Annotated in this window: 11 protein-coding genes and 1 tRNA gene; 7 read left to right on the top strand and 5 right to left on the bottom strand. The window is 65.7% G+C overall.

All coding sequences use genetic code 11. The annotated features are described in order from the left end of the window. The first annotated feature begins 207 nt into the window (after nt 1–207). Together OG589_RS33005 and OG589_RS33000 are read left to right on the top strand one after the other, a co-directional pair. Nucleotides 208–1,035 (top strand): hypothetical protein, encoded by an 828-nt coding sequence (locus tag OG589_RS33005; protein ID WP_405141998.1) that lies wholly within the window; start codon nt 208–210, stop codon nt 1,033–1,035. Nucleotides 1,036–1,742: 707 nt separating this feature from the next. Next, nucleotides 1,743–1,816, top strand: a tRNA-Ala gene (locus OG589_RS33000). Nucleotides 1,817–2,060: 244 nt separating this feature from the next. Here the strand turns inward: OG589_RS33000 and OG589_RS32995 are convergent. Both OG589_RS32995 and OG589_RS32990 read right to left on the bottom strand, forming a co-directional pair. Next, nucleotides 2,061–3,761, bottom strand: a complete 1,701-nt coding sequence (locus OG589_RS32995; RefSeq protein ID WP_405141997.1) for a hypothetical protein — start codon at nt 3,759–3,761, stop codon at nt 2,061–2,063. A gap of 74 nt (nt 3,762–3,835) precedes the next feature. Next, entirely contained in the window at nt 3,836–4,759 is a 924-nt protein-coding gene (locus OG589_RS32990) for a hypothetical protein (RefSeq protein ID WP_405141996.1), read from the bottom strand. Between the two features lie 72 nt (nt 4,760–4,831). On the opposite strand from OG589_RS32990, the gene OG589_RS32985 reads away from it, so the two are divergent. Further along, nucleotides 4,832–5,134, top strand: coding sequence for a helix-turn-helix domain-containing protein (locus OG589_RS32985; RefSeq protein WP_405141995.1), 303 nt, complete (start codon nt 4,832–4,834; stop codon nt 5,132–5,134). Nucleotides 5,135–5,403: 269 nt separating this feature from the next. On the opposite strand, the gene OG589_RS32980 is transcribed toward OG589_RS32985, so the two are convergent. After that, nucleotides 5,404–5,919: a hypothetical protein gene (locus tag OG589_RS32980; protein WP_405141994.1), complete on the bottom strand. Its 516-nt coding sequence runs from the start codon at nt 5,917–5,919 to the stop codon at nt 5,404–5,406. Nucleotides 5,920–6,256: 337 nt separating this feature from the next. Between OG589_RS32980 and OG589_RS32975 the strand changes: the two genes are divergently transcribed. From OG589_RS32975 to OG589_RS32965, 3 genes are all read left to right on the top strand, one after another. Continuing rightward, on the top strand, nt 6,257–6,736 hold the full coding sequence (locus OG589_RS32975) for a hypothetical protein (RefSeq protein ID WP_405141993.1): 480 nt from the start codon (nt 6,257–6,259) through the stop codon (nt 6,734–6,736). Nucleotides 6,737–7,247: 511 nt separating this feature from the next. Continuing rightward, complete coding sequence (locus OG589_RS32970; RefSeq protein ID WP_405141992.1) at nt 7,248–7,664, top strand: hypothetical protein; 417 nt, start codon at nt 7,248–7,250, stop codon at nt 7,662–7,664. Nucleotides 7,665–7,968: 304 nt separating this feature from the next. Beyond that, nucleotides 7,969–8,157 (top strand): helix-turn-helix transcriptional regulator, encoded by a 189-nt coding sequence (locus OG589_RS32965; RefSeq protein ID WP_405141991.1) that lies wholly within the window; start codon nt 7,969–7,971, stop codon nt 8,155–8,157. Between the two features lie 37 nt (nt 8,158–8,194). On the opposite strand, the gene OG589_RS32960 is transcribed toward OG589_RS32965, so the two are convergent. Further along, on the bottom strand, nt 8,195–8,440 hold the full coding sequence (locus OG589_RS32960; protein ID WP_405141990.1) for a hypothetical protein: 246 nt from the start codon (nt 8,438–8,440) through the stop codon (nt 8,195–8,197). Nucleotides 8,441–8,647: 207 nt separating this feature from the next. Between OG589_RS32960 and OG589_RS32955 the strand changes: the two genes are divergently transcribed. Next, nucleotides 8,648–11,749, top strand: coding sequence for a hypothetical protein (locus OG589_RS32955; protein WP_405141988.1), 3,102 nt, complete (start codon nt 8,648–8,650; stop codon nt 11,747–11,749). Between the two features lie 229 nt (nt 11,750–11,978). Here OG589_RS32955 and OG589_RS32950 read toward each other — a convergent pair whose 3' ends face one another. Further along, nucleotides 11,979–12,548, bottom strand: a complete 570-nt coding sequence (locus OG589_RS32950) for a hypothetical protein (protein WP_405141987.1) — start codon at nt 12,546–12,548, stop codon at nt 11,979–11,981. Nucleotides 12,549–12,649 lie beyond the last annotated feature (101 nt).

Below are 12,649 nucleotides of genomic sequence, written 5' to 3'. Positions count from 1 at the left end.
GGCGATAAACAGGTTGACGATCTCGCGACACACCGCACCGAATGCTCGTCAACCAGTGACACGCGGTCCTACGGTGCGTGACGTGAGCACATTTGCGACCCCACCGGCCCTGCGGTGTGTTCACGCTGCCCGCAGCAGGGCTCTCCGGCCTACTGCCGGGCGCGGACCTCTGATCGCGCCGGTGGACGTTGGCCGGGAGGTGGGCGGGTGAGCAGTGCCTTCCTCTATCTCGGCATCGTGCTCATGTGGCTGTGCGTCCTCGTGCCGATGTGGCTGCGCCGTGACCGTCACTCCGTCGAGATCGCCGAGCTCTACAACGAGGGCGAGGAGTCCGACGGGGACACCCTCGCCGACATCCCGGTCTCCGAGGTCCCGTCCGGCCATGCCGCTCTCGCCACGGACACCGCCGACGACGAGATCACCATGGAGCTCGGCACCCCTGAGCCCCGCGTCGAACCAGTCCCGCACGCCTCACCTCGTACGGTGTCCCACACGCGCGCCGATGCCGAGCCGTACGGGACGAGCAAGCCCGGCGCCTCCTCTCCAGTGGGCGACACCCCAGCGATCACCGGTCCGAGGGACGGCTCTGCCGAGGATGCCTCCGACGGCTCCACCGCAGCCGAGTCCGAAGCCGTTCCCGAGGAACTCTCGGAAGAGGACCTGTTCCAGGCCGAGTGCCGCCGCCGGGCGCGGGTGCTGGCACGCCGCCGCCGATGGCTTCTCTGGACCGTGCTACTCCACCTCGCCTCGGTGGTGACGGCGGCCGTCGGCGTGGCCCCTTGGTGGAGCGTAGCGCCTTCCGCCGTCCTGCTCGTGTCCTACCTCGCGGTACTGCGCGTCGCCGTGGCGGCGGACGCGGAGCGGCGCCGGGAGGCCGCCAAGGCCCGCGCCGAGCGGGATCGGAGGGCACGCGAGCACCAGCGTGCGCTCGAAGAGGCCGCCCAGCAGGCCGAGGCCGAGATCCTCGAGTTCCGCAAGCGCGTCGAGCCCTTCGACCAGTACGCGGACCGCACCCGCCGCGCGGTGGGCGACTGAGCCACCCTCGGCTGTTGGCCGCCCCTCACGTCTGGATGATTGACTCCAAGCGGTGTGCGGTCAGTGATCGTAGGCGGTGAGGGATCGGGCTGCGGGGGGAGTGTGAGGCGCAGTAGCCGTACTCGGCCCAGCCGGCCAGGTCGCTGCGGCGGGCGGTCTGGCGGCCGCATTCCACGAGGCCGGCCGCCACTCCACAGGCCGGTGCCCCTGCCCAGAATACCGATCATGTTCATGACCAGGGTTGATGCCGCTCGTAGCCGCTTGTTGTAGCCGCTTTGGCCGGGCAGATAGGGAAACATCCCGCTCAGGTGTGCGTGGGCGTATCGCAGCCGGCGGCGTTCTGAGGTGAATCCCAGCAGTGCCGACAGCACCGCCAACGTCACCAGTTCGGCATCGCTGAGGGTGGGCTTGAGAATCAATCATCTAGAAGTGCTCTGCTGTTCCGACACCCTTCATAGTCATTCGGATGCACAGCGATCTTGGTTTTGAGTCCAGCCCTGGAGGAGGGAGGCACGTCCCAGGGCTTCAGATGCCCTAGAAGGCCTTGACCAAGACGCTCCAATGCATCCCCCACCCTCAGCCGCGCCAGACGCCCCACGGTGGCCGACACAGCGGGCCAGATGATCACGATCACATTTCTCACCGGCGGACTGCCCGTCTGAGTGGCGCGGGTGGTCGCCAAAGTTTGCTAATCTGGTCGAGTCCTAGGGGCTGTAGCGCAGTCCGGTAGCGCACTTCGTTCGCATCGAAGGGGTCAGGGGTTCGAATCCCCTCAGCTCCACCCAGGGGCCGTTCTTGAGTTAGCTCAAGAACGGTTGACGAGATCCCGTCCGATCGGCTTGATCGGGCGGGATTCGCCGTTTCTTGGGTTGATGTGATCGCTTAGCGAGCTCTGAGGGGCGCGTCGGGCGGCTGTGGAGGCGGTGCCGACGGTGATGGATCGCTGCGGACGCGCGAAAATCTGGCCGTGGGGCGTGCTGGATCTCACGGTTGACGATGTGCTGTTCGGTTTCGGAGGGCGGAATTCAGCGGTTGGGCGGCGGCCTGCTGTGCGGGGAGAGGCCGGGCGTTGCCATCGTCATGGTGAGTGCGACGGTGGGATCGGTGATTCCGGCCGGATGGTCGCTGGTGTTCTGCTGGTGCCAAGTGGCCAGGATGTGCAGGTTGCCAATGCAGACCATGAGCGCGACCAGAACGGTTTGGGCCGCCTGGCCATGGGCGAGCCGGTTTTTGGGATCGGCCAGGTCGATGTGGTGTCCCTTGAGTCTGCCGTTGAGTCCTTCGTTCTGTGCCCGGATGGGTTTGTAGGCGCCCTTCCAGGAGTCGGTGAGGTAGTGGAGATCCTGGCGGAGTTTCCCCAGATCTTCGACACCGATGGTGATGGTGGTCTGGCGGCAGATCCGCGGCAGTTGGTCCGGGGTGGGCGGACGGCGAGTCTCGTTTGCGGGCAGCACGACGGTTGGTCGGGCGGCGGGGTGGGCGGCTCGCTGCCGGGGGTTGGCCAGATCGACCGGCGCGGGAGCAGCCTGAGCCTTGGGGTGCAGGCGATTGAATCGGGGGCAGGTCAGGGCGGGGGAGGTGCCGGCGGCGGGGCATTGCAGCCGGATCGCTCCGCGCGGGTCGGGGCCTTGCTTGTTCTTGAGGTAGTAGGGCTCGCGAGCAGTGATCTGCTGAGTGAGTTGGTCGCTGGGAGTGCGGATCGCTTTGTCGTCCAGGCCAGTAGTGGCGTGGGCGAGCGTGGTGGGGATGGCCGGACAGATCAGGTTCCCGTCGACCATGGGGGCGCCGTGCAGGCTGCCTTGGACGCCGCGTTGGTCTTGTTTGTAGTCCAGCACGAGTCGATATCCCAGGCGACGGGCCGGGATGGCGAAGTGTTGGGCGGTTTGGTCGGTGTATGCGCGGTCGACGGCCAGCAGTCCGGCCGGCAAACCGAGCGGGGTCAGACCGGTCAGGGCGGTGATGGCGTTTTCCCCGATGCGCTTTCCGGGGGTGTCCACCACCAGGCCGAGTGCGAGCTGCGGGTGGGTCGCGGTGTGGAGCGGTGTGGGGCGACGGCGGGCGGCGACTGCCAGGGTGGCGCTGTAGCCGAAGGTGGGCTGGGTGGCTCCGGCGCTGTGGTGCCAGCCTGCGGTGATCTCTATCGAGGCCAGATCGCGGGTAGGTCGGGGCGGCCGTGCCCAGCTGGCAATGGCGGTGGTGTCGATGCCGATATCACCCTCAAAGTGCTTGAGGCGCCCACGGACGGCGGCCTTGCGGACGGGGGCCAGCACCAGGCGGGTGGCGATGTCTTGCAGCAGTCGACGGAGCCGCAAGTGTTCAGGCTCGTCGTCTTCCCACGCCGAGGTCGAAACCGCGGCTTGGGCCAGAGACAGACGGCGGCGCCGGTCGGTGCGGGCCGGATCAAGGACGCTGGTCAGGCGGTCGAAGGCCCGGTAGAGACGCCGAGAGCAGGCCAGATGGGCATGCAGGTCGCCCTCGCTTGTGCCGTCAAGGCCGAGGTCGGCCTGGGCGTTTTCAGTGAGGGAGAAGGAGAGCAGCCGCCAGGCCTCGGCCAGGGTGGCCTTGCCGGTGTAGTGGATAGCCAGCATCAAACCAATCAAGACGGTGCGGACCGGGAGGCCGGAAGGTCCCGGCCGTCCAGCGAGTTCGGCGTCAATCAGCGGAAGGATCCCTGTCTCATCCAGCAGCGCGGCCAGCTGTGTCACCTTGGAGTCGGGGATCCGCACTGGTGCGTCAGTGGCCGGACGCGGACGGCAGGCTGCGGCACCGGCCACAGACCGCTGTCTGCTTGGGCTGGGTATCACCGGCGGCCACGTAGCAGCGTTGTTGCGGTGTCCTGGTCCAGAGCGGGCACGAAATGCTGGTAGCGGGCCAGCGCGGCGGGCGAGGCCAACCCCGAGGCCGCGGCGACCACCGCGGTGTCGATGCGGGCGGTCAGCAGTTCCACGATCCAGCTGGAACGCAACCGGCGAACAGAGAGCGCCGGCAGGCCACCGCTGGGGCGGTGTGCTGTGCACCACGAGCCGATCAAGTTCTTGGCATAGGCGGTGGTGCGGCTCGGCCGGAACAGATAGCGCTCGCCTGCGGTACTGGCCGCCCCGGCCAGTTGCTCCTCCCAGCAGGCGCGGGCGACGATCAACCGGCCCAGGTGCGCCGAGGCGATGACCACCGCCCCGCAAGGGGTGATGCGTACGTCACTTCCCCGAACTGGGGCCAGCTCGCCGGGTGCCAGCCCGCATCCGGAGGCCAGCGCCATCAACGCCAGCCCGTCAGAGCGTGCTCGGCCGGGCAGGTGCTCGGCCCAGGCCCGCAGGGCCGCGAGTTCACTCCTGGTGTAGGGAGCGGTGACGCCGGATGGGGATTTCATAGGCGGTGGAGTCTGCTCGCCCCGCTCAGCCCAGACCAGCACCGCCCGCATCCGGCGCAGCCAGGCACGGTAGGTCTGCGCCGAGCGCGGTGCCAGATCGGGGCAGCCGGTCAGCACGAACGTATCGATGGTCTCGTGCCGCAGCCAAAAATCCGGATCACGGGGCAGGCCGTGCCGCTCGGCCCAGATGGCGAGGCGAGCGGTGGCGTGCAGCAGCCGCTCGACGCTGTAGCCCGCCATCTGTGCGCTGGCGGCCACGAGCGTACGGACCAGGTCAGCGACGTGCTCCCACTCCGGTGGTGGCTTGTGGGGCCGGTAGTTGGAGATCTTCGCCGAGGTGACGGGATCGAGAGTCACCCACCATCCATACCGGCTGGACAAGCAGCCGTCCGGCGTTCGAGTCACATCGATAGAAAGAAGGACCGGTAGATGGTCGGAGGACGTGCCCGTGCCCAGGCCCCGAGGGAGCTGGCCCAAGATCCGGATCTCTGGCCCGAGGCGGACCTGGCCGCTCATGTGGCCGCGGCCGCTGTCCAAGACATCGCCCGCAACCTGGCCAGTGCTATGGCAAGCCGGCGATTGAGTCTTCGGCAGCTCGCGGCCCTCTCCGGGGTCAATCGCCAAGCCATCGCTGACCTGCTCGCAGGCCGCAGCTGGCCGGACGTGGCCACTGTCGCCCGCCTTGACCACGCCACCGGCAACCGGCTGTGGCCTAAAAGCGGCGAATCCTGATTTACCAGGTGATCCTGGCCGTCCTCGGGACACTGTCGTTCTCCCGCGCCAGCCCGGCGATCTTCGACAGGCATGGCGAATTACGGCTCGACGGCCCCGAGGCGTAGCGCACTGCATTACGCTCGAAGGCGCGTAGAGCTAACCGTTGGTTGACCTAGGGGCGCTCACGCAACCCCGGTGCCGTCGAGCTGAACCCTCGGCGGCACCGCACTCGTCTGGTCCTATCAGCGGAGGCGTCCGGGCTTACGCCGTGCCCCGCCTAGCCTCTGTCACACGCCAGCGCTGGCCACTCCTTTCTGGTGATTTCCATTCACCCCGATGGCGACAGTGAACTGCCCAGGTTCGCGCTCGGCCAGCCAACCTGCGGCCACCAGCCGCTTAAGCCGCGTGCGGGTGGTCTCGACCCGCCGATGCTCGTTGGGCTCGCCCATCGCCAGCGCCACATCCTTGGCCCGCATCGGCCGCCCGGCACTGGCCATTAGCACCATTACCTGTTCGTTGACGCCGGTCAACTCCCGCCGCCCTGGCGGGGCTGTAACTTCCGGGTCGCCGCCGGACACGGATCCCGAGCGGGCGTTGCCCTCGTTACCCTGGCCCGGCGTCCTCTCAGCTGCGTCCTCCTCGGCGAGCGACAACAGGGTGTCACGGGTGATGGCCAGATGGACGAGCCTGTTCTCCAGCCCGGCAACCTGCTCCTGGAGTACTGCGGCTTGCTCGCGCAACGCCACGAGTCGCAGCCGCACAGCTGCCTCGTGCTTATCCAAGCGGTCGAACTGCGACGTCATCGCCTGCCTCCCGAGCCTGCGGGAACCTTTGCAGCCGCCTCGATACGGCCGATCACTGAGAGGATGTCTGCAACTCCAAACTGTAGGGGCCTGTGGGCTGCTTGTGCAGACAGATCCCAACATCCCAGGCCCAGGAGGCGGACAACCTTCAACGGCTCAGGGGCGGGACACGACGCGCATCCCGTGACGGGCAAGGAGGCTCGATTGCGAAACGCACCGGTGTTGCAGTGAGCATGGTCACGAACCGCAGCGCTTGATCGAGATCGCTCATCACAACTATGTTCACAATCTGGAGACATGCCCTCTAATGGGAACCGGCCTGGCGTAAGCAGTCAGCATGGTGAACCACCCCGTATCGGAAGACCGCTTCGTCCCCGACTGGGCGACCTGCCAGTCCACCAGCAACGAGTCCTGCATCGGCATCCAGGCTGCGCCCTTTGACTGTTGCCTCAACCATCTCCAGGACGAGGAGCTGGGGCAGGTGCTCGACCGATTCCGGCCAGGCGCCGACATCGACGTATCCGGAACACGAATTGATGCGAATCTATTCACTCGGATTCGCATCGCCTTCCGCGGTGAACACGGCATCACGAGGTTTGGTGAAGCTCGACAGAGCCCAGTTCAGAGGAAACGTCAGGTTCTTCCCGGCGACTTTAATGGCCATGTCGGGCTCGGCAAGGCCCAGTTCAGCAAAGCTCTGGACTTCAGAGGTAGCAAGTTTGACCACGCTAAAGAACTGCGGCAGTTCTCTGCCAATCTCCTGAACCTGAATGAAACAGAGTTTTCCTTGCCAATCGATCGACGCTACGGTCGTTAGCGTATATGGGCAACGAGCGAAATTCGCATCGGGCGTGACACTACGACTTAATGGAGTCGAGCAGTTCACCCTAGACCAGGCTGTCTTGGCGGGTCCGTCCTCGGTCTCAGGTACCCCCCAATGCCGAATCACCTCACTCCGCGGGCTGGACGCATCCCATCTCGTCCTTACAGACGTCGACCTCACTCGATGCCGATTCGCAGGCAGTCACAACCTTGACAAGCTGCGCATGGAAGGCCGGATTCGATTCAGCCGCCCTCCCCGCTGGCCTCGCATCGGTCTCGCCTGGCCTCCACTGTGGTGGTGGACAAGTCGCCGACTCCTAGCGGAGGAGGTCGCCTGGCGCGCCCAAAACTCCCGTAAAAGCCGCGGCTGGCAGATACGCGGCGATGATGAGCAGCCCACCTCGGGCGTGGGAACTGAGCGACTGGCGGCTGTCTACCGCGCATTGCGCAAAGCCCGTGAGGACAGCAAGAACGAGCCGGGAGCCGCTGACTTTTACTATGGTGAGATGGAGATGCGTCGCAAGGCCACCTCCATACCTTGGCATGAACGACTTGTGCTCACTATGTATTGGCTTTTGTCCGGATACGGCCTACGAGCATCACGTGCCTTTCTCGTACTTATAGCCCTCGTTGCCCTCGCAGCGCTGGCGCTATCCCGCTATGGCTTCTGCCCTCCCGGTCACCTCTACACCGCAGCCGTCCAGCCCTTGCCTGACACCATCATCTACGCAGCTGGCTCCGCACTCTCCCTTGATATGAAGATCGGCGGTCTGCCGGAGAAGCTGACCTTGTGGGGACAAGGCCTGCGTATCGCGCTGCGGATCACAGGCCCAATGTTTGGGCCTTGGGGCACTCGCCATCCGAGGCCGCCTAAAAAGATAGATGAATCGCTAGCACGCGAGCGTTTTATCGAGGCACAATGATCCGAAAAGATGCAAATCATTCCGGAGAACACAAACTTCGCAAACCTTCTTGGCTCTAGGCGGTGATGTGCTAGATTTGAGCCGCAGATTCTCGGGTTCCAAGAAGGATCAGTGTCGGTTGTTGGACAAAGATGGCGGCCAGACGGGCCGTTTATCGATCTGGGCAGTTTTTGCCTGAGCGGTGGCGAGGCTGATATGCAGGCGTTCGGCTTCCCGGCACGTCCCTCCCGCTCGACCTCGGCGATGCGTTGATCAGCTCAGCAGTCGCCCGGTATCAATTTCAAGATTCCAAGGCTCCGGGAGCATGAGGACGCCTCCCAGTTCCACGCCAATCTCCTTAGAACGTCTCGGCGAGTTGGCCGCCCTCGACCGCAAGACCATTAACCGAATCGAGAACGGCATGTATAGCCCTCGACTCGATAACGTGTTTCAGATCGCTGACGCATTGGAGATCACAGTCAGAGAACTTTTCGAGACGGATATCAAGTCATAAATACTGTGAGCCCTTCTCTGATGGCACAAGGCGGGTCTTACTGGTGGGGGTAGGTAGGGGGCTCGGGTCGGTCGGTGATCCAGCGCAGCAGTCGGAAGGCGCGTTCGCTGTGACGGTCGCAGCCATACAGCGCGGTCGCCACAACGGTGAGGCCGGCAGCGGCCTCCACGGCGCTGATGGCGGCGCTAAGCGCAGGGTGAATGGCCCAGGCGGCGGCGGGGACACCGGCTGCGGCGGTGGTGAGGACGGCCAGTCGGCGGTGGCTCGAGGTCGATGTGGACATGGTCTGATCTCAGCAGCCAGATCTTCGTGGGTCTGCATTATCGGCCAACCCCGGTTTACGTTGAGTCGCCTTGATTGGCAGGGAAGGTGACGAGGTGGTCTTTTGCCTGCCGCTGCCACGAAGAGCCACTTACTCTGAGGGCCCGCGTCATGGACCACCGGCGGTCGGGGCGGATCTGTGGGGGCAGGACAGAAGGGAATAAGGGGCATGGGACAGCCGCAGACCACGCACGACGATGGGCCACAGGCCTTCATCGGCTATCTGCAGCGGGCCCGTGCGGTGGCTTGGAATCCGTCGGCCGAGTGGCTGGCCCGCCAATCAGGGATCCCAAAAAGCACCGTCGAGACATTGATCAATGGTCGGCGCAAACGGCTGCCCGACTGGAGCGAGCAGGTCTTCCCTTTGCTCGAGGCCTACCGCCTGAAGGTACGAGACGAAGGGCGCGGGGATCCGGATGCGCTGCTGGGCAGCATGCCAGCCTGGAAGAGGGCCTATGACGACGCCCAACTCCACCGGCCCCTCACGTGTCCGCTCCCGACGTCTTCTCCTGCAGGGCAGCCGGTTCAGCCTGGTCCAGGACGGCCGCTCGGCGAGGCACGCCCTCTAGATTTGGAGGTGCATCCGGCGATCGATGCCGGGGCGAAGGCGGCGGGGCTGGGGGAACTTCCCACCTACATTCGCCGCCCACACGATGAAGCCCTGGCGTTGGTGGTCGACCAGGTCCGCACTGAGGCTGCCAGTCGGATCTTGATGCTGGTGGGCGGATCCTCCACGGGCAAGACGCGCGCGTTATGGGAGGCGGTGCGCGGGCTCGGGGAGCCCTGGCGGCTATGGCATCCGATCAACCCCGGTCGGCCGGAGGCAGCGCTGGCCGAGCTGGAATCGATCAGCGCACACACAGTGGTATGGCTGAATGAGGCCCAGCACTACTTGCTCACCCCCGGCCCCGAAGGGGAACAGATCGCCGCCGGGCTACGTGAACTGCTGCGAACCCCGGAGCGGGGGCCCGTGCTGATGGTGGGCACGCTGTGGCCGGAATACTGGAACATCCTCACCACGATCCCGGAGCCTGAGAAGCCCGACTTGCACTCCCAAGCCCGGGAGCTGCTGAAAGACGTCACTGTGGCCCTCCCAGATACCTTCGACAACCTGCACGTTGTCGCTCGGACTGGAGCCATCAGTAGAGACCCACGGTTGGCCGAAGCCCTGCGTAGGGCGTCCGACGGTGCGCTGACCCAGTATCTTGCCGGCGGTCCGGCGCTGATCGAGCGCTACGAGAAGGCCTCCACTGCGGCTCAGGCGGTATTGCATGCGGCGATGGATGCCCGCCGCTTGGGTCACGGCCCTGCCTTGCCCCGGCTGCTGCTGGAACAGGCTGCCGCCGGATACCTCAACGACCAGCAATGGGACTTGCTGGCCGATGACTGGCTAGAACGAGCGTTCGCTTATCTGACAGACCCGATGTCCTGCCGCGGGGCCCGCGCTCCGCTGACCCGGATCAGAGCCCGGCCTGGGGGCTCACCTGCCAAAGAACAGCAGGACGGCGAGCCGTCCTACCGTCTAGCCGACTACCTCGAGCAACACGGCTCCTATACCCGCCGCACGCTCTGCCCCCCTGCCACCTTCTGGGATGCCGCCACTCGCCACGCCGCTGCCACCGATGACCACATCGCTCTCGCTCAAGCCGCAGGTCAGCGCTTTCGCTACCGTCACGCCTTCAGCCTGTGGCAGCGCGCTGCCGACGCGGGGGACACCGAAGTACTGGGGATCCTTGCCTTGCTGCGCGAACGGACTGGGGACCACGAGGGGGCCGAGCGACTGGCCCGCGCCGCCACTGAGGCCGGCGACACCGGTGTACTCAAGGAGCTGGCGGAGTCACGGGAGCGGGCCGGGGATCACGAGGAAGCCGAGCGACTGGCCTGTGCCGCCGCCGAGGTGGGTAATACCAGCGCACTGAGGTCTCTCGCCGAGTGGCGGGAGCAGGCGGGAGACTACGAAAGGGCCGAGCGACTGATTCGCGCCGCCATGAATGCCGGCAACATCGGTGTACTAGGGGATCTTGCCCGGCTGCGGGAGCGGGTCGGCGACCTCGAAGAAGCCGAGCGACTGTACCGCGCGGCCGCCGATGCTGGGGAGACCTACGCACTGGAATATCTGGCCGGCCTACGGGATGACGCCGGGGACTATGAAGGGGCCGAGCGACTGGCCCGTGCGGCCGCCGATGGGGGCAAAACCTACGCGTTGATGGAACTGGCGGAGTCACGAGAACGCGCTGGGGACCAGCAGGGGGCTGAGCGGCTGGCCTACGCTGCCGCTGAGGCGGGAAATACCAGCGCACTTAGGGATCTTGCCCGGCACCGGGAGCGGGCTGGGGACCACCAGGGGGCTGAGCGGCTGGCCTACGCTGCCGCTGAGGCGGGAAATACCAGCGCACTTAGGGATCTTGCCCGGCACCGGGAGCGGGCTGGGGACCACCAGGGGGCTGAGCGGCTGGCCTACGCCGCCGCAGAGGCGGGAAATACCAGCGCACTAAGGGCTCTCGCCGAGTCTCGGGAACAGGCAGGGGATCAGGAGGAGGCCGAGCGGCTGGCGCGCGCCGCCGCCGATGCCGGTAACCCCGGTGCATTGGGAAGTCTAGCCCGGCATCGAGAGCGGGCGGGGGACCGCGAGGAGGCCGAGCGATTGGCTTACGCAGCCGTTGGCATAGGGGACATCTATACATTGGAGGATCTAGCCGAGTCACGAGAGCGGGCCGGGGACCACCAGGAGGCCGAGAGACTCGCCCGCGCAGCCACCGACGCCGGCAATACCCGCGCGCTGTGGAGCCTGGCACGGCTGCGGGAACACGCCGGGGACCACCAAGGGGCTGAGCGACTGGCCCGCGCGGCCGCTGATGCCGGCGATCCAAGCGTACTGCAGAATCTAAGCCGGTACCGAGAGCGGGTCGGGGACCGCGAGAAGGCCGAGCGACTGATGCGCGCGGCCGCTGATGCCGGCGATCCAAGCGCACTGGCGAGACTATCCCGGCAGCGAGAACAAGCTGGGGAACACGTGGAGGCCGAGCGACTGGCGCACGCGGCCGCCGACGCAGGCAACACCAGCGCGCTGACGGCTCTGGCCGAGTCGCGGGAACAGGCGGGGGACCTCGAGAAGGCCGAACGATTGGCCCGTGCCGCCACCGATGCCGGTGATTCCAGCGCACTAGAGGCTCTATCTAAGCGACGAAAGGCGGCCGGGGGCCTCGGGAGGTGGGGGGATCTGCTGCAGTTTGGGTTGGAGGCGGACGGTGTGATCGCTCATCCGTGGTAGCCGCCTCCGTGGCCAACGAAACCTATGCAAGCTGTTTATAGCGTGCTATGGCACGGACCTGCCGCGCTCCACGGGCTATTACGCGGGTGTGTATCCAGTGCCTGACATGCTGCAACATCCTTAAAGGTTCAGCGCGGTGCCACGGTTCCTCTGGGCTAGTGGCCAGGGGCCAATTCCACCAGGCTTACCGTTTAACCTTGCACGCCGCCGTGTGAACGGAGACGGCGGGTCAGGCCGTGCGTGGACTGCGGCCGTCGAGGGCGTTGCTGTCCTTCTGTCCGATGGACCCTTCGTCGCGGGCGAGTTCGTCACGAGTTACGGTGATGAACGCCAGGATCCCGTCGGTCAGTTCCGCGAGAGCGGTATCCATCTGCGGGCCGGACGCAAGCTTCGGATTGCGACTGAGGATGCTTGTGCTCAAAAGATCATTGATTCCGCCGCTGACCGCGTACACCTCATCGGCAGCGGCCCTGGCCGGGGCGCTTCCTCCGATCGCAACGGCGGCGTATGCCACCTGGAACGACATGAGCGTCTCCGAACCTCGGTCGATTATCTCCTTAGCCTTGGCGTCTTCGGGGGCACCGTTGGCGTAGTAGAGCTGAGACCGGCGCAAATGGCGGAAGTGCCCTTGAGCCTCTCGCAGGAACTCGACGTAAAGTGCGCGGCGCCGGTCGATCTCGGCCGTCGACCGCGCCAGGTCGGCCTTGACCCTCTCTACCCTTGAGGCGATCCAGCCGCCTAAGCCGACGCCACCCAAACCGGTGAAGGCGGTGATGACGTTGCTCCAAATGTCGCTCACGAGCGGATCTTCCCGCATTCAACTCGGTAGCGCGAATCGAATGGCTAGACGAGATCACAGCGTGGCATCTGTCTCCCCTGTCTGATAGTGCCGCCGGCGTA

The organism is Sphaerisporangium sp. NBC_01403, from assembly GCF_045040145.1.
GTDB classification, from domain to species: domain Bacteria; phylum Actinomycetota; class Actinomycetes; order Streptosporangiales; family Streptosporangiaceae; genus Sphaerisporangium; species Sphaerisporangium viridialbum.
The sequence above is the reverse complement of the archived record's forward strand: the minus strand, read 5'-3'. Positions and strand labels throughout refer to the sequence as shown.